The following is an 18,797-nucleotide window of genomic DNA, read 5'->3' as shown; positions in this document are numbered from 1 at the left end:
GGGTGGCCGCGGTTCGCCTCGGCCTCCCGGACGACTCGGGGAGGCGTGGATGCGCGACCAGACGATCAGTGGTTTCCTGGACCGGTTGGCCGACCGGGTTCCCGCGCCGGGCGGGGGCGCCTCGGCGGCCCTGCACGGCGCCCAGGCCGCCGCGCTGCTGGGCATGGTGGCCCGCTACAGCGACGGCCCGAAACACGCCGAGCACGAGCGGGTGATCGGCCGCATTCTCGCCGAGGCCGACACGCTCCGCGAGCGCGCCCTTCAACTCGCCGAGGACGACGCGGCGGCGTTCACCGCCGTGGCCGACTCCTACCGGATGCCCAAGGACACCGACGAGGAGAAGGCCGCCCGCTCGGCGGCGATCGCCGGGGCGCTGGCCGCCGCCGCCGAGCCCCCGGCCCGGACCATCGATCTGGCGCGCCGGCTGGTCGAACTCGCCGAGGAACTGCTGCCCGTCGGCAACCGTAACGTCGTCACCGACGTCGCCGCCGCCGCGGAGGCCGCCCGCGCCGCGGCCACCACCGCGCGGGTCAACGTCGAGATCAACCTCGCCGGTATCAAGGACGAGCGGGTCCGCGCCGAGCTGGCCGGCCGGGCGGCCGGGGTGGACGAGATCGCGGCCAGGGCCGAGAGGGTCACCGCCGCCGTGCGCGAGGAGATCAACCGATGAGCGCGCGACCCCTGTCCGGCAAGGACCTCGCCGCCGCCATCCGGGCGGACACCGCCGAACGGGCCGCCGAGCTCACGGCCGCCGGCCGTCCCCCGAAACTCGCCGTGGTCACGGCCACCGCGGACGAGTCCAGCGCCTGGTACGTGCGCTCGATCGTGAACGCGGCGAGCAGGGCGGGCATCGCGTGCGAGGTCGTGGACCTGGGGCCGGAGGCGTCGGCCGCGACGATCCAGCGGAGCCTGGAATCGCTGAGCGCCGACGACCACGTGAGCGGGATCATCCTGCAGACCCCGCTTCCCGGCGGCGCGAAACTCGAGGATCTCGCCTCCGCCATCATCCCCGCCAAGGACGTCGACGGGGCCAATCCGCTCTCGCTCGGTCGCCTGGCCGCCGGGCTTCCCGCCTTCGCTCCGGCGACCGCCGAGGCGGTGGTGCGGATCCTGGAACACCACGGGGTGGAGCTCGCCGGCCGCCACGCGGTCGTGGTCGGACGTTCCACGGTCGTCGGCAAGCCCGCGGCCCACCTGCTGCTGGACCGCAACGCCACCGTGACGGTGTGCCATTCGCGCACCGCCGACCTGGCCGCGGTGGCCTCGGCGGGCGACATCGTGGTCGCGGCCGTCGGCCGGGCGGGGCTCATCACCGCCGAGCACGTCAAGCCGGGAGCCGTGGTGGTGGACGTGGGCACGAACCCCACCGAGGACGGCGGCCTCGTCGGCGACGTCGACTCGGCGGCGGCGGAGCGCGCCGGCGCGCTGACGCCGGTGCCCGGCGGGGTGGGGCCGGTGACCACCGCCCTGCTGCTGCAGCACACCGTGCGGGCCGCCCGGAGGTAGGCCATCGCGCTGGTGGGGCATGGGCGGGGCGCGGGCCGCAAGTTGCCGCGCCCTTCCCCGGCTCGTCATCCGGCCCGGCGAGCCGTCCGGGTCCGCTGGATGTCGTCTACCGCTCCATGGTGTCCGGGCCGGGATGTTCCGCGGTGGTCCGTGCCGATCGGCGGGTGGCCTGCTGTCTGGTACGGGCGCGATAGGCGCTGGCCTTGGCCCGGTTCTGACATGACAGGTCGCAGAATCTGCGCGAGGCGTTGCGGGTGGTGTCGAAGAAGACCAGGTCGCACCCGTCGGCCTGGCAGACGCCGAGCCGGGCGGCCTGGCCGACGCCGACGACCATGGCCAGCGCCGTGCCCATGTCGGCCGCCCACGCGTCCACCCGCGTCGCATCGGCCCGGTGGAAGGCCAGCGTGTGGGGCCGGTCGGGGCTGCCGTGCAGGTTGGGTACGGCGGCGTGCCGTACCAGCAGGTCGTTGAGCGTGGCCGCCGCGTCGGCGAGGGCGTCGCCCGCGCCGAACACCGGGCGCAGTTCGGCGGCGATCCCGGCCAGTTGGTCGGCGTCGGTGGTGGTGAGGGCGCGCGGAGTGCCGCCGGTCGTGACCGTCTCCTCGTTGATCGCGGCCAGCCGTTCGGCCCCCGTGGCCGGCGGTCTGACCTGGCGGCCGTGTGCCGAGGTGACGGCGAGGAGGTTCACCACGAGCACGGCCAACTCGACCCTGCTGCCGACATAACTGTCTATCTGGGATTGACCAGTGATTCTCCATGGATCTAAAGTCACTGTCGTATCTTACATAGACAGTGATGTTTGAGGTGTGTGATGTCGGGATTTCCCACGCTGGCACGGCAGATGTGGCACCAGATCGAGCCGGTGCACGCGACGATCTACTACTCCCCGGAGGCGTTCGAGGAGGCGGAGCGGCTCGGCTATGACGTCGAATCGCGCTGGCCGAGCTACTTCGCCTGGCGTACGGCGCCGCTCGGCGCCGCCGGACCGAAGCTGGTGGCCGCCACCTACTACAGCTTCAGCCCGGCGATGATCGCCGAGTACGTGCCGGGCGTCTGGGCCACGGCGCAGCCCGGCCAGGTGCTCCAGGCCCGGTTGCGGGCGATGGACCGCACCCTTCGCGCCCTCCTCGGCGACAGGATCGCCACGCCCGAGATCGTTGAAGCCGCCGAACTGGCGGTCAGGGCCGCGGAGAGCGTCACGGTCGCCCATCGGCCCCTGGCCGCCGCCAACCTCGACCTGCCCTGGCCCGAAGAGCCGCACCTGGCACTGTGGCAGGCCTATGTCGTGCTGCGTGAGCACAGGGGCGACGGGCACCTCGCCGCCCTGGCGACCGCGGACCTGGACGCCTGCGAGGCGCTGGTCTCGTTCGCCGCGGTCGGCGCCGCGCCGGTGGGCAACTTCGCCGGCCGTGGCTGGACGGCCGAGGAGTGGGCGGCGGCCCACGACCGCCTGGCCACCCGTGGCCTGCTCGACGCGGACGGCGCCGCCACCCCGGCGGGCCGGGCACTGCGTGACCGGGTCGAGCGGACCACCGACGAGCTGGCCGCCGGGCCGTGGCGCGCACTCGGGGCCGAGGCGGCCGAGAGGCTGGCCCTGCTCAACCGGCCTCTCCTGGGCGCGGTGTTCGAGTCGGGGATGCTGCCGGCGGTCAGCACGCTGGGCATCGGCAGCGTGCGGGCACCCGAATGAGGAGGCGGTGACCGGCGGTGAGGGCGCTCCCGGATGTCTTTTCGGGAATCGAGGCCTCGGGAATCGAGGCCGATCGACGCTCTAGCTGTCGTCTTGACGCTCTAGCGGTCGTCGCGCGCGGCGAGCGAGCGCAGCGTCGTCAGCAGGGCGGCGGGATCGGGGGTCGCCCGGAAGAACGCCGCGTCGGCGGCCTCCACGGCGACGATCGCCCGCTGGGCCAGCTCGGCGCCGCGGTCGGTGACCCTCAGCCTCTTGGCCCGGGTGTCGGCGGGATCGACCTCGCGCCGGACGAGGGCCTTGTCCTCAAGCTTGCGCAGCACCTGCGAGGTCATCTTCACGTCGGTGCCGGCCTGCCTGGCCAGGCTGAGCTGGTTGGGGTCCTCTCCTCGGGAGTTCAGCCACCAGGTGGTCGCGAGCAGGACGAACTGCACATGGGTCAGGTCCAGTGGAGCCAGGACGGCGGCGATGTCACGCTGCCAGCGCAGCGTGACATGCCACAGCAGAAAGCCCATGCTCTCCTCGGGATCGGCCGCCACGGCTCAGCCCTCGGCCAGCTTCACCAGCGCGGCGACCACCTCGGGGAAGTCCGCGGTGATCGCCGGGCCGAGCTCCGGGCCGACCTGGTCGGCGGCCGGTCCGGTGATCTCCGTCCGGTAGACCACTCGTGTCCGCCCCTCCTGCGGCCGCTCCAGCCGGTGCACGGTGCGCACCACGAAGTCACCCGCGTCCATCTCGTCGACGAACAGCTCACCCCGCACGATCTCCGTGATGCGCATCCGGATGGGATCGTCCCCGGGCGGGGTCATCGTGAACCCGGTGCCGACGGCGAACGGGCCGTCGATCTCGATCTTCTCGATGCCGTCGTTCCACCGGGGCCACGCCGCCATGTCGGACCAGTGGCGCCAGAGCGTGTCCGGGGCGGCGGTGGTCTCCACGCTGTACTCGTACTCCCACATGGCTCTCTCCTTCTCAGATGAACTACGCGGAGATTATCTGCGCATGGACTATCTGTCAACGACTTCGCGGGTCATCGATGACTCATCGCGTAGGAGGTCGCTTATGCCCCTTATAAGGTGAAAATTATGTCTCGGCTTCTTTCTGTGAACCTCGCCCGCCCGCACTCCGCCGACTACACCGACATGGACTTCACCGGGATCGACAAACGCCCCGCCGACGGTCCGATCGCCGTGGCCGCTCCCGGGCCGATGGGAACGGCGGGCAGCGGTGTCGCCGGGGACACCGTGTGCGACCTGCGGGATCACGGCGGCGACCACCAGGCGGTCTACGCCTACGCGCGTGAGGACCTCGACGCCTGGGAGGGTGAGCTGGGGCGGAAGCTGTCCAACGGGTGCTTCGGCGAGAACCTCACCACCTCCGGTCTCGACGTCGGCGGAGCCCTGGTCGGGGAGCGGTGGCGAATCGGGGCGCACCTGATCCTCGAAGTCACCTCGGCCCGCATTCCCTGCCGCACGTTCGCCGGCTGGCTGGAGGAGAAGGGATGGGTCAAGCGGTTCACCCGGGCCGCGCGGCCCGGCGCCTATCTTCGGGTCATCGAACCCGGAGAGATCCGGGCGGGCGACGGCATCGAGATCGTCCACCGGCCGGACCACGAGGTGACGATCGAGTTCCTCTTCCGCGCCCTGACGAGCGAGGCCGAACTGCTGCCGCGGGTGCTCGACGCCGGCGACGCGCTCAACCCGTACTTCGCGGTGAAGGTGCGCAAGCGGCTGGGGAGGCAGGCCCAGGACGCCTGATCCGTGGCGGCCGACGGGTCGTGATCCGTGGCGCCCGACGGGTCAGGACCTGTGGCGCTGGTAGTAGCGCGCGACCCGGACCCGGTTGCCGCACAGGTCGGGGGAGCACCAGCGGCGCCGGGGGTGGGCGGGCAGGAAGAGCATGCGGCAGCCGGGTCCCTCGCACGAGCGCACGGAGACGACGGGGCCGGCCAGCAGGTCGATCGCCGCGCTCGCGAGCGCGGCGACCAGTGTGGACCGGTAGTCACCCGTCCGCTCGGCGCTGACGACCACCTGGCCGTCCTCCCAGCCCAGACTCCGGTACGGCGGGGCCAGCCGGTCCGCCTCGCTCAGCGCGCGCAGCGCCGAGACGGGCGGCTCGGCTCCCCGTCGGACGTGGTCGATCACCGTATCGACGGCCTTGCGTAGATCCCGGACGGCGACCAGGTCGGTGTCGGTCAGCGGCGCCTCGGGCTGGGGGAGCCGGTGGGCCTGTGCCCGCAGCCAGCCCCTCAGCGTGTCGACCGTGGCCAGGTGGTCCACGGGGCCGTCGGGAGGGCCGCCCAAGGTGTTGATCAGGTCGAGGGCGAGCGGTTCGCCGGTCAGGGGTGAGTCCATGACCTAATGGTACTTTAACTTTGTAACACATTAGAAGGTGAGGTCGCGGCTGATTCTCCTCCCTGGTGGAAGAGATGTTCTGGACGGACACGCCCGGACGGAGTTGTTCCCGGCCGACATCCGGGCATCTCGCACGTGAGGCGAAGGTTCCGCGGATCGCCCTCCGTCGCGGACTTCCTCCAGGTACGAGAAAGGACGCAAATGAAGATCGCAGTCATCGGAGCCAGTGGCCATATCGGGTCGGCCGTCGTTCGTGAGGCCCGTGAGCGAGGCCATGAGGTCACCGCCATCGCCAGGGACGCCTCCTCGCTGGGGAACGGGGTCAACGCCGATGTGCTCGACCGCGAGGCGATCGCGGGGGTGCTGGACGGGCACGACGCGGTGGTGCTGGCGGTGAAAGGACCCGAGACCGTGCCGGCGGCGGTCCGGAACCTGATCGACCTGCTGCCCGGCATCGGGGTGAGGCGGCTGCTGGTCGTGGGCGGCGGCGGCAGTCTGGAGCACGCCCCCGGGCAGCGGTTCGTCGACAGCCCGAACTTCCCGAAGGAATATCTGGCCGAGGCCCGTGCCCAAGGCGAGGCCCTCGAACTGCTCCGCGCCGAGGGGGACGCGCTGGACTGGTCCTACGCCAGCCCGCCCCCGGTCTACCTCGTCGAGGGTGAGCGCACCGGCGCCTATCGGGTCAAGGCCGGTGACACCCCGATCGGCGGCGCCGACACCCGGATCACGGTGCCGGATTTCGCCGCCGCCGCCATCGACACCCTGGATAGGGGCGCCTTCGTCCGAGAGCGCTTCACGGCCGGTTACTAGCCGCCCGCGATCACCGCCTGCCCGCGATCACCGCCTGCCCGCGATCATCGGCTGTCACGGCCACCGGCCGCCCGCGATCACTGGTCGCCCGCGGTCACCGGCCGCCGCAGCACCCTGGAGCTCACCGATCTCGGCGGCGCGCAGGCCGACCAGGTCCACCGCTTCCGGTGCGAGGTCTTCGGTACGGCGATGCGCGGCTGGCCGGAGCACGACCGGCGGGAGTTCGCGCGCCTGCTCGGGGCTTTCGTGGAAGCGCCGGGACGACGCCACCGGGGCGACTGAGACGCCGACGCGGAGGTCCCGGACCGGGGACGCCGCCGAGTCATGCGAAGACTGGTGTGTTTTGACCCGATCCTGCTCGCCCGTTGACCCGATCCCGCTTGCCCGCGCCCGCCGGCGGGGGTGAAGTCGGTTAGTAGTGGGCGCGAGTAAGGAGGGCCTCATGAGCTTCATACAGGTCATCGAGTTCGACACCGCCAAGGAGCAGGACGTCCAACGCCTGATGGACGAATGGCGGGACTCGACCGGAGGTGAGAGGACGGTCACCCACACCACCCTCACGCGCGATCACACCCGGCCCGACCACTACGTCGCCATCGTCGAGTTCCCCTCCTACGAGGACGCGATGCGCAACAGCGGCATGCCGCAGACCGACAAGCTGGCCCATCACATGCGGGAGTTGTGCGACAAGCCGCCGCGTTACATGGATCTCGACGTGATACGTGACGAGGATCTGTGACGGCTCCCCGCGGAGCGGGCCCTGACCCCGTGCCGGTGGGCGGTCCTGCCGCCCACCGCCCGAGGGCCGGGACATGTCCTCCTTGATCGTTCGGGATGGTGGTTTTTCGCAAGTGACACGGAGGAATCTCGCAATGTTGCCGACAGGGTGCGGCCGGGACCGACCATGCCGGCGACGCAGATCCAGCCGAGCTCGACGAGACCGGTCACCATCCCCGTGAGCAGGCCGACGGCGTGGAGGAGTGGTGCCGCGGCCGCCCGGCGCATGGAGGGAGTCCAAGCACTCGCCACCGCCGGAGATGAGCGGCCTCCGGCCCGCCGCACACGCCCTGAACGGCTCATGAGACGCGCTCGGCGCTGATGATGAACCCGGGACGCTCCCGGTTGAGCCGCTCGACGGCATCGGCCGAGAGCCGTATGTACAGCCCGTCGGGGACGTCGAGCAGCAAGTCTCTTACCTCGCCGTGGAGGACGAGGGTGACGGCACATCGGTAGTACGTGGTCGTGGTCTTCGCCTCCAGGTTGCGCTCGCGGATGTTGCTGTTGCGCGACCCCAGCTCCTCACCGGATCCCCGTCCCGTGCCGGCGCCGGCGATGCCCACGACGCCTGCGGAGGACGGGGCACCGGATGCGCCCGCATGGCGGTCGCGCTCGCTGTCGCCGTAGTGGCCATGGCCGGTGCTTTCCGTCGTCTGGCTGTACACGCGCTGCTTGACCGACGCCTCGGCGACCGGTTCGGCCCGGTGGACCTGGATTCCGACCTTTCCGAGACCGGGGATCACGTATTCGTGCGCGAGCAGTGCCTTCAGGTTGGCGCGCGTCGTCCTCGGGCTGCCGGCCTCGTCGAGGAGCATGCCGGATGGACGGCTGAGCTCGTATCCGAGGGGGCGGTCGGACAGCCGGGGCACCGGCCCCTGAAGTTTCGGCGGCAGGGCGGCGACCGGGGCCCACTGCTCGATCAGGGAGGCCGCCGGAAAGGCGACCTGATTGGCGACTTCGCCCAGCGTCGCGTTCACCTTGAGCGGCGTGACAGGCTTCGACCAGCGTGGCGCCTCGCCCGCGACGACCGTCTGCGCCGTGACCGGTGTGCCCTCGGCGACCGGAACGGTGACGTGTTCGGGCACGATCAGGCGGAGCTCGCCGTCCACCATCCGAGTGGACGTCGACGCCGCATGATGCTTGTACCAGAATCTCTCGGCCGCGTCGTTACCGGTCAGCTCGGCCCATTTGTGCGTGGCGTTGCGTGCCCCGCGGTTCAGATGCTCCAAGCCGGGTGGCGGCTCCTGACTGCGCACCACCTCGATCTCGAACCGGACGGGGTGGGTGAACTCGTGCGAGGGGTCGGAGGTCTGAACCCGGTCGATCTCTTTCACATTGCGGCCGTGGACGTCCGAGGTTCCGGAGGCGGAGGTGTTCCTGGCCGACATCTCGGCTCCGGAGATGGTGTCTTCGCCATAACTGCCGTAGCGCGCGAGCGCTCTGGCTCCATGGCTGGAACCGGCCTCCTGCATGGTTCCGTCGCCGCTGAGGCCCTCGCTGCGGAGCATGAGCTTGACGTCGGGACGTTCCGCGGTGTGCGCTCCGTCCAGCACCACGGCCTTTACCCGGACTCCTACGTAGTCGGTGAAACCACGGCCACGCTCGATGGGGAGCCAGGCCGTCACCCCGGTACGGAGCGACAACAGGTTCGCCGACAGGGCCTGTTCGCTGTACTGGGAACGCAGGGCCTGCATGACCGGACTTGTCGTGTGCTCCTCACCCTCGAACAGGAGGCGCTGCTCCTGGAACATCTTGACGAGCTCCGGGAGCACGTTCCTCGCGCCGAGATGCTCGACGTACGCCGAGCTCATCGCCAGTTCGGGGGCGACGTAGGCGCGGGGTCGCGTCTCGACGGTCTCGTTGGGGGCCGGGTCTTCGGCGCCCTTGGTGGGGGCCGGAGCTTCGGTGGTCTCGGTGGGGGCAGGGCGCTCCAGTCCGAGGTGCCGTGCCACCTGGTCCGGCGTCATGAAGTCCACGATCTTCTCCACCCGGAGACCGGTGGTCGGGCCCTGCTCGACCGAGTCCCCCTTCCACCGGATCGGGGTCACCTCCACGACCAGGTCGCCGCGGTACCAGTGTGACTCGGCGCCGTAGGTGGCCCGGGCGACGTCCGAGCCACCGGCGTAGGCACTCTCGTTTGAAGTTCGCCCGGCCGAGTAGGTCGCCGCGGCCATCGCCACGAGCTTGTGCTCGGTCCCGCCTCCCTCGGAATCGCCCAGGGCGGCGCGCCCCCCGATCATCGCCTGCCCCTCCAGGCCCCTCGTGTGGCCCTTGCCGGTGATGACCCTGGAGTTGGCGCTCCTGTAGTGCTCGTACTCCACCTCCGAGCCCGACGTGGTGTGTTCCAGGCCGGCCATGTGGACCTTCACGCGCAGCGCCTGGTTATAGCCCTCGTGCGGAGGCAGCTCGATCGTCATGCCGTCCGGCGAGGTGAGCTCACCGATGTTCGCCTCCAGGGAGGAGGGCCGGGTGAGATCCAGGATCTCGGCCGGAACGTCTCGACGCCCCTGCGGCGACGGCAGTCCGGTCCACTCGGCGTGCGCCTTGGCCAGCTCCAGGGCCAGGTCGGGCATGGCGCCGATGCGGAGCACACCGGCGGGATGCTCGTTGAGGTCGAGCACGTCGTCGGGACGGCGGTCCAGGGGCTCGATGCGGCCCACACCAGCCGCGTCCTGCGCACTCACCGGTTGCTCCGGGACGTGCTGGTGAGGCACCACGATCTCCGCCGTGCTGCCGTCCACCCGCCAGGAGACGTCCACGGTCTCCTCGCCCTTCTTCGTGACATGCAGTTCCACCTCGATGGGAACCGCCCGTTTGAACACGCTGACCGTACCTTCGGTCTCGGTCCGGCGGTAGACACTGTGACCGGACGCGAAGGCCGTCTTGTCGGTGGATCCCGCCATCGCCCTGGTCAGCATCTTGGGGAAGTCGATTCCCAACTTGGGAAGCTTGATCCCGAACACTTCTTTCACGGCCACCTGGAATCGCAGGTTGCCGGAGACCTCGAAACCGGCCGCCTTGACGGTCGTCCATCCGGTGTTCAGCGCGGCCCCCACGGTCCTGCGGTCGTTCACCGTCAGGTTGTACTCTTCGACCCCCTGCAGCGTGTCGAGGGTGCCGCGGACCGAGACCTCGATGTGGTGGCCGCTGACGGTGGTCCTGTAGTCGATCCCGTTCAGGAGATGGGTGAGGTCGGCTTCCAGGGCGGGACGGCCGAAATGTGCGTTGAGATCCTGGAGGACCTGTCGTAGCGCGGACGGTGGAAGTCCGGGCGCGGCCTCGGCGAGGGCACGCTGGAGCCCCGTGACGAGGTGCTCGCTTCCCGTCAGGCGGGCCGGTGTGCCCAGTCCCGGTCCGCGTCCGGCGGCCAGCATCAACGGTTCCTGCGGATGGGGCTCGTACACCGCGGGCGCGTTCTCGCCGTGTGGGTGGACGAGTTCGGCGTGCGGGATGCCGAACTCCTCCCGCACTTCCGCGAGCTCGTCGCGCAGTTCGGCGAGCTGATCCCGCACGTTGGCGAATTCCTCCTGTACGGGGGTCAGCTCCTCGCCGAAGACGTCGCGCTCGAACCCATCCGCCTCGCGCACCGGCAGCGCCATCTCCATGCGCACATCGACGTCGAAGGAGCCCATGTTCTCCGAGGTGACGTGGAGCCGCACCACCGCGTCGTAGAGAACGACGTCGGTCTTGTCGATGAAATTTACCTTCGTCACGTCTGTGTCGGATGTCCCCACGGAGTGGTTCTTGCCGATCCTGCCACTGGCGCCGACCCTGGCGACGACCTTGTCGGCGTGGCCCACGTCGACCTTCAGGCCGACCAGGCCGTTCAGCGCGTTGCCTTCCTGGCTCGTCGAGTTCGCGACCGTACGCCGCCCCAGGTCGCTGCGGATGGGCGTCTCGATCGGCATCTCCCTGCTCCCCGGCCTGTTCCCCGTCACCGGCTCCATGCGCAGGACGGTGGAGGTGATGTGGAGGGAGTCTTCGGTGGAGCGCAGCCGGGAGGGCTTGTACCGCACCGCCTCGGAGGTGAATCCGCTCGTCAGCAACCACTGGCTGCGGTTCTTCATCGCCTGCTCGCTGAGCGCGGTGGACATGAGGTGGTCGATGACCTTGACGATCTGGTGCGGCGGCACGCCCGCCGCCACCAGCTGGCGCTGCACCTCCAGGATCAACGGCGTGGTGTCCACCGCGGTGATGACGACGCCGTGGTCCGGTATTCGCTGGGCCGCGTCGGACGGGACCTCGTGCCGGGGGAGAGCCGGCGGCCCGTCGCCGCTGGTGAGCTGCCCCGTGCGGCGGAAGTCCGAGGGGAAGGGCACGACCACGGACAGGTCGGGAACGGCGGCGCCGTACGGTACCTCCGAGCCGTTGCGGTAGATCCCGAACGAAAACCCGGCGTCGAAGAAGTCGTGGCTGAAGGCGACCTGCTTGCGGCCGCTCATGACGTCGACGCCCTTCGCGTCGCTCGTGCGTGACGAATGCCTGATCCCCACGCCGGGCAGAGCGAGCGCCTCCACCTCATCGGTGGTGTCCCACACCTTCGCAACGGCGGAGCTCTGTTCGGAGTGGCGGGACCCGGTGCTTTTGCTCTCCACGCCGTCACCGCCGAAGGAGACGGGGTAGTCGCGCGGGCCGCCGGGGGTCGGCGCGTGAGAGAAGTCGCGCAGCTCCGGCTTCAGATACACCACATCGTCGCCGACGCTCAGCGCTGCACCCTTCTGCAGCAGATCGGTCCACTTCTCCCGATCGGCGTTGGACAGTTGTTCGGTGAGCCACGTCTTGATCTTTGTGCGGATCTCGGGGCTGAGATCGCCCGGGATGCCGTCCACCCACTTCTGCGCCGCGCTCGCGGGATCCTCCGGGAGCCGGACCTCGTGCAGCGCCGTCTCCCCGACGGCGCCGATCTCAACGTATCGGGGCGGATTGATCGTGGACGGCTGGGCCGGCGGAATCGTCGCCACCTCGCCCGGCCTCCCGGAATTCCCGGTCGGGGACATGGAATCGCCGGAGGGCCGCTCCGGCTGGGGGGAAGGAAGCTCACCGGTCGGAGCGGAACGGACGGGTGGCCTCTCCGGCGTGATCAGCTGGACCGGGCCGCCCTGGTTCGGGTTGAGGAGTTCGTCGATGGTCGGGCGCGAGGCAGGGGAACTGCCGGTGCGTTCGGGGCCGCGCGGCAGACTCTGCGGAGCGCCTGGCGTCTCCCCCTGCCCGTCCACGGAGTGCGGAGCGGACCGATCCGCCAAAGAAACGGTGTCCGTCGTCCGGGCCTGGTCGCCATGCGGCACCGGCGGTGCCGGAGGGTGCACCGGCGGGGGAGCCGGGAGGGCCGGGGCCTTGGCCTGGTGTGGCGCGGCGGTGTCGGTCGTCTGAGCCTGGTCGTCATGGGGCATCGGGGGTACCGGCGGTGCCGGGGGTGCCGGGGGTGCCGGGGGTGCCGGGGGTGCCGGGGGTGCCGGGGGTGCCGGGGGTGCCGGGGGCACCGGCGGTGCCGGTGGTGCCGGTGGTGCCGGGAGGGCCGGGGCCTTGGCCTGGTGTGGCGCGGCGGTGTCGGTCGTCTGAGTCTGGCCGCCCGCGAGGTCCACCTCGCTCGACTGCCTGGGGACCACCTCGTTCGGCTGCCTGGGAACCACGGCGGCACCGTGCGCCGTGTCACCGGGAACGGCGGGTGGCGGTGAGTCCTGGCGCCGCACGACCTCGCCCGTACCGGTCGGCCGGTCGCTGGAGCCGGTGGGTCTCGATCCGGAACCGTCTCCCTCTCCGAAGCCACTCCTGCCCAGGCCACCGTCGCCTCGGGGCGCCGGAATGTGCGTGCCGGCCGGGTAGACCACGGTGTCGGCGTCGATGCGCACCGGACCGGGCAGCGACTCGGCCGGTGGGGTGTGCCGCGTCACCGCGCTCGGGGACTCCGGGCGGCCACCGTCCAGGACGTGCCCGTTAAGGTCCAGAAGAACGAGAGGCTGCTCCGCGACACCGGCCAGCGTCGTGTGCGACGGCTGAACGGGGGGCCCGTGTTCGGCCGGCGTCATGTGCGGTGCCTGGTAGATGGTTCCGTCTCCGCTGACCACCAGATCCGGCCGGCGCCCCGCCCCACCGCCGGGGGGCGGGAAGGGGCCGCCACCGTCGGGGGGCGGCGTGCCGTACGAGCCGGACCGATCCCCGGCAGTGGGCCCGCCGAGTTCGGCGACGGCGATCGGATGGTAGGTGGAGCGGGCGCCGGCCGGGACGTCGAGGCCTCCCGCGACTCCCGAGACGAAGGTGTAGAAGAGATGTGACGAATCGAGCTGGCCGCTCATCGCGAGCCCGGGAACGCTGCCCACGGTGCCCGCGATGCCGCCCATCAGGGCGCGCCCGTACAGGCCCTGCCCGAACGCCGCCACCTTCTCCCGCAGGGCCAGCTCGGCGCTCGAGGCGACGTATCGCACTTCCTGCGCGAGCAGGCGGCTGAGGCCGAAATCCATCCCGGTGAACACCGCGCCGGTGAGGGCGCCGCTGCCCGTGGACAGCAGGAGAGAGCCGACGTCGTAGTGCTCCCGGTGCCCCCAGCCTTCCTGCGCGGTCTGCACGCCGAAATCCAGGCCGCCCATGATCTTGGCGAACCTCGCCATGTTGGCGAGCACCTGCCGCTTCAGCTCCTCGATCGACATCTTCGTGAGCAGGGTGCGCTCGTAGATCGCGGCGAGGACGCCCGGGCCGTTGACGTAGATCCATACCAGCAGGCGCGCGATGGCGAGGGCGAGCAGTGCCAGCGACGCGTAGATCATCCACTGGGTGTGCTCCATCTGCACGCCGTACTCGCGGAGGTTCGCGGCCTCCGACCGGATCGCATCCTCCAGCCGCTTCATCAGCGACCGACCCGAGACGTCGCCTCGCGAGGCCTCCCCGGTGAGCTGCGCCAACACCGCCTGAAGGGCGTTCTTCGCCTCGCCCTTCCACCCGGGGCCGCGCAGGGCGGCGAGCAGTTTGTCGACGTCCTCGGCATCGATCTTGGAGATCATGGCGGCGATCTGGTCCAGCGCGTCCGCGTCGCGCATGACCCGGTCGACGTCGACCTCGGGGAACGCCCCTCCGGCCAGGACCGGTGCCACGCTTTTGACCAGGTCGGGGACGAAGTCGAGATTCAGCCCCATCAGAGTGAGTGCTGCCGCTCGGGCGAGGTGGCGGGCGCCGTCGTCATGGGCGCTCTCCACGACCCTTCGGGCGCGGCGTCATGGCCTGTGCCAGGAAGGACGGGAAGTCGACTCCCTCGCCGAAAAGGTCTTCGAAAGAGGGGAGATCCGCCGGCGCGAGCGGCTGCATGGTCTCCTTCAGCTCGCCGGAGACCGTCCGGGTGGCCGCGCCGATCTGCTCGATGAGCGTGGCTGACAGCTCCGACGGGGACAGCTTCCGGTAGACCCGCGGATCAAAGTCGATCTTGCGTACGTCCCCGCGAGCCCCCACGGTGACGGTCACCATGCCGTCCTCCGACGTGGCCGAGGCGGACATGTCCCGGGCCTTCTCGTGCATGTTTTGGACCTGCTCGGTCTGCCGGTTCACCTCCTGGATGAGCTTTTCAAGCACAGTCCAGGGCTCGTCCATGATCACGTTGACACCCCCATGAGACGAATCACCCCTGTCTCGATCACATCAGGATTATCGTTCGCCTCAGAGGAACGTGCAGCCGTCCTCGCGTTAACTTCTGGCCGCCCCCGCGTTAACGTCCGGTTGCCGTGAATGGTGACGTCCGTGACCACTGGCGTCTGACCAGCACATTGACAAGCCGAGCGCGGCGCACCCCGGCGATCGCGCCGTGGGTTATCTCTCATTTTTGGTTATCCGCGTATGGTGCCGGCCTCATCGCTTGCCCGATAGGTGGCGGAGGCCGCTCTGACATTGGGCTCCTGCGCGCCCACCGCCTTTTTCAACAGGTTCAGGGCCTCACCGATGGCGGCCAGCCGCCTCCCGCCCGACTCCCAGTAACTATGGGCGAACTCGTCCCCGCCGAGCGCGGCCCGCGTGGACTCCGCGACCTCTTCGAAACGGTTGTGCATGTTGAAAAGGCCGATGGCCGTGTCACGAATCCCGCCGGCCAGACCGTTCAGGTGACTGGTGCTGTAGCTGAAGCCGTTGGATTCCATGGAACAACCCTAATGATCGGCTCGGATCCGAGGAAGATCGGCCCGGGTTTTCCGGGGAATCGAGCCGCGCCACGACGGCTCCCCCCCGGTCGATCGGAATCGGGCCGCGGGTCACGCCGTACCGGGTGGAAATCGGGATGCCCACCGGCGAAAACGGCATGCACCCTGCGCGAGGACCTAGGGAAGGGAATCGTCGTGGGGCACGTAGAGGTCGGGCAGCCCATCTGCATGCCATGACCCCTTACCGGGCGGTGGTGAGCTGACGGCAACCTTGTGTCCAACCAGAACAGGGTCGTACACGGCGGTTATGAGCGCGATGCGTGAGGAACTCCGTCTACTGGTGGACCGGTTGCCTGAGGGTCGGGTGCTTCCGGCGCTCGCGCTCGCCCGGGAGAACGTGTCGCCTTGAAGCGCTACGTGGGGCGAGCGAACCGCGCCATTCGTGCTGTGATCATGTCCGGGCGGTGTGCCCCGATCGATCCAGACCGCACGAATGCCGCGGCGGACCACCCAAAGATGATCATTAATGATCTAGATCACCCTGAAGACGAGCCTTATCGAAGCCAAGCTCTAGGAATTCAGCGGGGCCTGTGACGGTGTCGGGAAGGCGAACCGTGTCTCCGCTCCGGACCACCACACCCCGATCGCGAACGCCGCCGTCGCCTCGATGTAGACCGCACGGGCCAGCCCCCCGCAGGGCACAGGCGTGCAGTCCATCGACGTGATCAGCGCGGCGACCTGGTCAAGGCTTCCCGGGTCGTCACCGCAGAACGGCACGGCCAGCGGGGCGCCTTCGAACGTCGGGAGTGGCAGCGTCCAGATGCTTTCATGGCACAGGTTGAACGCCTTGACCACATGGGCCCCTGGCGCGGCGTCCGCCATCCGCCGGGCGATCGACGTCGTGCCGCCTGTCGTCAGCATCAGCCCATCGTCGGTCGGCGCGATGGGGTTCGTGCAGTCGATGACCGTCCGCCCGGTGAGGGTGCCGGCGAGACCCCCCACCACCTCCGGTGCCACGTCCGCGGGGACCGCCACGAGGACGAGATCGCCGTGGGCCGCCCCGTCCGTGAGGGTTCCGTGCCCTGCGGCGCCGATGCGGGCCGCCGTCGCGGCGGCCGCGGCCGGGTTGCGTCCGCCGACGAAGACGTCGTGCCCCGCACGGACCCACGCGCCGCCCAGCGTCGTGGCCATCATGCCCGTGCCGAGGATGCCGATGCGCATGGTGTGACTCCTGACTCCGGATCGTCAGTGATCCGGCACGCTCCGAGATGATGGTGATATGGCAGGTGATGCCGGTCCCTGACGCTAGGTGGTCCGATGCACACCACATGGTGTCCGTCGGACCGGGCAGAATGGAGGCGTGGAGAATCTCCCCGACCTGCCGGAGCTCGCGTACACCTCCGACTGCCGGGCGCGCCTCGCATTCGAGGTGCTCGCGAACCGCTGGGACAGCGTTGTCATGTACACACTCGGCGAGACCAGTCCGATGCGGCCACGTGAACTGGTCGCCCGGATCGGTGGGATCCATCCCAAGGTTCTCAACGAGGCGCTGCGGCGCCTGGAGTACAACGGCCTGGTCGAACGCCGGGCGTACGCGGAGGCGCCACCCCGCGTGGACTACGCGCTGACGGAGGCCGGTGTCGCGCTGCTCGGCCCGATGCGGGCGATGGGCGTGTGGGCCGCGCGTTACGGAGATGCCGTACTGAACGCGCAGGACCAATTCATGGAGCGAAGTCAGGCATACCGCCGCACCGGCACCTGACTTCGGGCCTGCTCCATGATGCGCTTCGATCGTTCAGGGCCGTGTGCCCGTGGTGGCCGGCCACGGAAATCAGAGTGTCGGCGGGCGAAAACGGCATGTACCCTGCGCGAGGACCTAGGGAAGGGAATCGTCGTGGGGCACGTAGAGGTCGGGCATCTGACGTATGTGTTGCCGGATGGGCGGCCGTTGCTCAACGACGTGTCCTTCCGGATCGGTGAAGGGGTCAAGGCGGCGCTCGTCGGGCCCAACGGGGCGGGCAAGACGACGTTGATGCGGCTGATCTCGGGGGACCTGCAACCGATCGAGGGCAGCGTGGCCGGCTCCGGCGGGCTGGGAATCATGCGCCAGTTCATCGGCAGCATCCGCGACAGGCGGACGATTCACGACCTGCTGGTCAGCGTCGCCCCCCAGCGCGTACGGCAGGCGGCCGAGCAACTCGACGCCGCCGAGCTGGCGATGATGGAGCGCGAGGACGAGAAGTCCCAGATGCGTTACGCGCAGGCCATCACCGACTACAGCGACGCGGGCGGCTACGACATCGAGGTGCTGTGGGACACCTGCACGATGGCCGCACTCGGCATGCCGTACGACGACTGCAAATACCGCGAGGTCAACACGATGTCGGGCGGTGAGCAGAAGCGGCTGGTGCTGGAGGCGCTGCTGCGCGGGCCGGACCAGACACTGCTGCTGGACGAGCCGGACAACTACCTGGACGTGCCCGGCAAGCTCTGGCTGGAGCAGGCCCTGCGCGAGACGCCCAAAACGGTGGTGTTGGTCAGCCACGACCGTCAGCTTCTGGCCAACGCCGCCGATCGGATCGTCACCGTCGAGTCCGGCGGCGTCTGGATCCACGGCGGAGGCTTCGGCACCTACGCCCAGGCCCGCAAGGACCGCAACGAGCGCCTCGACGAGCTGAAGAAGCGCTGGGACGAGGAGCACGCCAAGATCAAGCGTCTGGTCCTCATGCTGAAGCAGAAGGCGAAATACATGGACACCATGGCCGCCGCCTACCATTCGGCCCAGACCCGGCTGCGGAGGTTCGAGGAGGCTGGGCCGCCGGAGGTGGCGCCCAAGGAGCAGTTCATCAGCATGCGCCTGCGCGGCGGGCGAACGGCCAAGCGCGCGGTGATCTGCGAGCAGTTGGAGCTCACCGGCCTCATGAAGCCGTTCGACCTGGAGATCTGGTACGGCGAGCGGGTGGCGGTGCTGGGCTCCAACGGCTCCGGCAAGTCACACTTCCTGCGCCTGATCGCCGGGGAGGACGTCCGGCACACCGGCGTGGCGAGGCTCGGCTCCCGGGTCGTCCCCGGCCACTTCGCGCAGACCCACGCCCGCCCCGAGCTCGTCGGCCGGACGCCCTGTGAGATCGTCATGTCCGAGCACGCCAAGCTGAAGAACGAGGCGATGAAGGCGCTGTCGCGCTACGAGCTGGCCGGGAGCATCGCCGAGCAGCGGTTCGAGACGCTGTCCGGCGGCCAGCAGGCGCGGCTGCAGATCCTGCTGCTCGAACTGTCCGGGACCACGTTGCTGCTGCTGGACGAGCCGACCGACAACCTCGACCTGGCCAGCGCCGAAGCGCTGCAGGAAGGGCTGAACGCCTTCGACGGCACCGTGGTCGCGGTCACCCACGACCGCTGGTTCGCCGACGACTTCGATCGTTATCTCGTCTTCGGCTCGGATGGAAAGGTATACGAATCTCCCGAACCGGTCTGGGATGAGGCCAGGGTGGTCCGTCAGCGTTAAAGAGTGAGCCCGGTCTGGGCGTGTCCCCTGGAGAGGGGGACGTT

General features: G+C 69.7%; 16 protein-coding genes and 1 pseudogene. 8 read left to right on the top strand and 9 right to left on the bottom strand.

Annotation, left to right across the window (positions count from 1 at the left end; translation table 11 throughout):
- The first annotated feature begins 49 nt into the window (after positions 1-49).
- Both ACQPYK_RS47375 and ACQPYK_RS47370 read left to right on the top strand, forming a co-directional pair.
- Complete coding sequence (locus tag ACQPYK_RS47375) at positions 50-670, top strand: cyclodeaminase/cyclohydrolase family protein (RefSeq protein WP_433247631.1); 621 nt, start codon at positions 50-52, stop codon at positions 668-670.
- Complete coding sequence (locus ACQPYK_RS47370) at positions 667-1,506, top strand: bifunctional 5,10-methylenetetrahydrofolate dehydrogenase/5,10-methenyltetrahydrofolate cyclohydrolase (protein WP_433247628.1); 840 nt, start codon at positions 667-669, stop codon at positions 1,504-1,506. The genes ACQPYK_RS47375 and ACQPYK_RS47370 overlap by 4 nt, the downstream gene beginning before the upstream one ends.
- A 106-nt stretch (positions 1,507-1,612) precedes the next feature.
- Here the strand turns inward: ACQPYK_RS47370 and ACQPYK_RS47365 are convergent, their stop codons facing one another.
- On the bottom strand, positions 1,613-2,278 hold the full coding sequence (locus ACQPYK_RS47365) for a CGNR zinc finger domain-containing protein (RefSeq protein ID WP_433247625.1): 666 nt from the start codon (positions 2,276-2,278) through the stop codon (positions 1,613-1,615).
- A 39-nt stretch (positions 2,279-2,317) separates the two neighbouring features.
- Between ACQPYK_RS47365 and ACQPYK_RS47360 the strand changes: the two genes are divergently transcribed.
- Entirely contained in the window at positions 2,318-3,196 is an 879-nt protein-coding gene (locus ACQPYK_RS47360) for an SCO6745 family protein (protein WP_433247622.1), read from the top strand.
- A gap of 101 nt (positions 3,197-3,297) precedes the next feature.
- Here ACQPYK_RS47360 and ACQPYK_RS47355 read toward each other — a convergent pair whose 3' ends face one another.
- Together ACQPYK_RS47355 and ACQPYK_RS47350 are read right to left on the bottom strand one after the other, a co-directional pair.
- Positions 3,298-3,708: a MarR family winged helix-turn-helix transcriptional regulator gene (locus ACQPYK_RS47355; RefSeq protein ID WP_433247619.1), complete on the bottom strand. Its 411-nt coding sequence runs from the start codon at positions 3,706-3,708 to the stop codon at positions 3,298-3,300.
- Between the two features lie 27 nt (positions 3,709-3,735).
- Positions 3,736-4,152: an SRPBCC family protein gene (locus ACQPYK_RS47350; protein WP_433247616.1), complete on the bottom strand. Its 417-nt coding sequence runs from the start codon at positions 4,150-4,152 to the stop codon at positions 3,736-3,738.
- 126 nt (positions 4,153-4,278) lie between these two features.
- Between ACQPYK_RS47350 and ACQPYK_RS47345 the strand changes: the two genes are divergently transcribed.
- The gene (locus ACQPYK_RS47345; RefSeq protein WP_433247614.1) at positions 4,279-4,950 is read left to right on the top strand and encodes an MOSC domain-containing protein; all 672 of its coding nucleotides are present in this window, start codon (positions 4,279-4,281) and stop codon (positions 4,948-4,950) included.
- A gap of 42 nt (positions 4,951-4,992) precedes the next feature.
- Here the strand turns inward: ACQPYK_RS47345 and ACQPYK_RS47340 are convergent, their stop codons facing one another.
- Positions 4,993-5,547: a CGNR zinc finger domain-containing protein gene (locus ACQPYK_RS47340; RefSeq protein WP_433247611.1), complete on the bottom strand. Its 555-nt coding sequence runs from the start codon at positions 5,545-5,547 to the stop codon at positions 4,993-4,995.
- Positions 5,548-5,748: 201 nt separating this feature from the next.
- Here ACQPYK_RS47340 and ACQPYK_RS47335 point away from each other — a divergent pair, with 201 nt between their 5' ends.
- Positions 5,749-6,357: an NAD(P)-dependent oxidoreductase gene (locus ACQPYK_RS47335; RefSeq protein ID WP_433247608.1), complete on the top strand. Its 609-nt coding sequence runs from the start codon at positions 5,749-5,751 to the stop codon at positions 6,355-6,357.
- A gap of 54 nt (positions 6,358-6,411) precedes the next feature.
- Here ACQPYK_RS47335 and ACQPYK_RS47330 read toward each other — a convergent pair whose 3' ends face one another.
- On the bottom strand, positions 6,412-6,627 hold the full coding sequence (locus tag ACQPYK_RS47330) for a hypothetical protein (protein WP_433247605.1): 216 nt from the start codon (positions 6,625-6,627) through the stop codon (positions 6,412-6,414).
- 172 nt (positions 6,628-6,799) lie between these two features.
- Between ACQPYK_RS47330 and ACQPYK_RS47325 the strand changes: the two genes are divergently transcribed.
- Positions 6,800-7,096 carry a hypothetical protein gene (locus tag ACQPYK_RS47325; protein WP_433247603.1) on the top strand — a complete coding sequence of 99 codons (297 nt, stop codon included), beginning with the start codon at positions 6,800-6,802 and terminating at the stop codon, positions 7,094-7,096.
- Between the two features lie 337 nt (positions 7,097-7,433).
- On the opposite strand, the gene ACQPYK_RS47320 is transcribed toward ACQPYK_RS47325, so the two are convergent.
- The 4 genes and pseudogenes from ACQPYK_RS47320 to ACQPYK_RS47305 all read right to left on the bottom strand — a co-directional run.
- Complete coding sequence (locus ACQPYK_RS47320; protein WP_433247600.1) at positions 7,434-14,321, bottom strand: hypothetical protein; 6,888 nt, start codon at positions 14,319-14,321, stop codon at positions 7,434-7,436.
- Positions 14,305-14,709 carry a YbaB/EbfC family nucleoid-associated protein gene (locus tag ACQPYK_RS47315; RefSeq protein ID WP_433247597.1) on the bottom strand — a complete coding sequence of 135 codons (405 nt, stop codon included), beginning with the start codon at positions 14,707-14,709 and terminating at the stop codon, positions 14,305-14,307. The genes ACQPYK_RS47320 and ACQPYK_RS47315 overlap by 17 nt, the downstream gene beginning before the upstream one ends.
- A gap of 233 nt (positions 14,710-14,942) precedes the next feature.
- Positions 14,943-15,248, bottom strand: a complete 306-nt coding sequence (locus tag ACQPYK_RS47310; RefSeq protein WP_433247594.1) for a hypothetical protein — start codon at positions 15,246-15,248, stop codon at positions 14,943-14,945.
- Between the two features lie 570 nt (positions 15,249-15,818).
- Positions 15,819-16,478: pseudogene (locus ACQPYK_RS47305) on the bottom strand (NADPH-dependent F420 reductase); the annotation flags it as partial.
- A 130-nt stretch (positions 16,479-16,608) separates the two neighbouring features.
- Here ACQPYK_RS47305 and ACQPYK_RS47300 point away from each other — a divergent pair.
- The gene (locus tag ACQPYK_RS47300) at positions 16,609-17,010 is read left to right on the top strand and encodes a winged helix-turn-helix transcriptional regulator (RefSeq protein WP_433247591.1); all 402 of its coding nucleotides are present in this window, start codon (positions 16,609-16,611) and stop codon (positions 17,008-17,010) included.
- A 132-nt stretch (positions 17,011-17,142) separates the two neighbouring features.
- Positions 17,143-18,753 carry an ABC-F family ATP-binding cassette domain-containing protein gene (locus ACQPYK_RS47295; protein ID WP_433247588.1) on the top strand — a complete coding sequence of 537 codons (1,611 nt, stop codon included), beginning with the start codon at positions 17,143-17,145 and terminating at the stop codon, positions 18,751-18,753.
- The last annotated feature ends 44 nt before the right edge of the window (positions 18,754-18,797 follow it).

Source organism: Streptosporangium sp. CA-135522 (assembly GCF_050949235.1).
In the GTDB taxonomy this organism is placed as follows: Bacteria; Actinomycetota; Actinomycetes; order Streptosporangiales; family Streptosporangiaceae; genus Streptosporangium.
The sequence above is the reverse complement of the archived record's forward strand: the minus strand, read 5'-3'. Positions and strand labels throughout refer to the sequence as shown.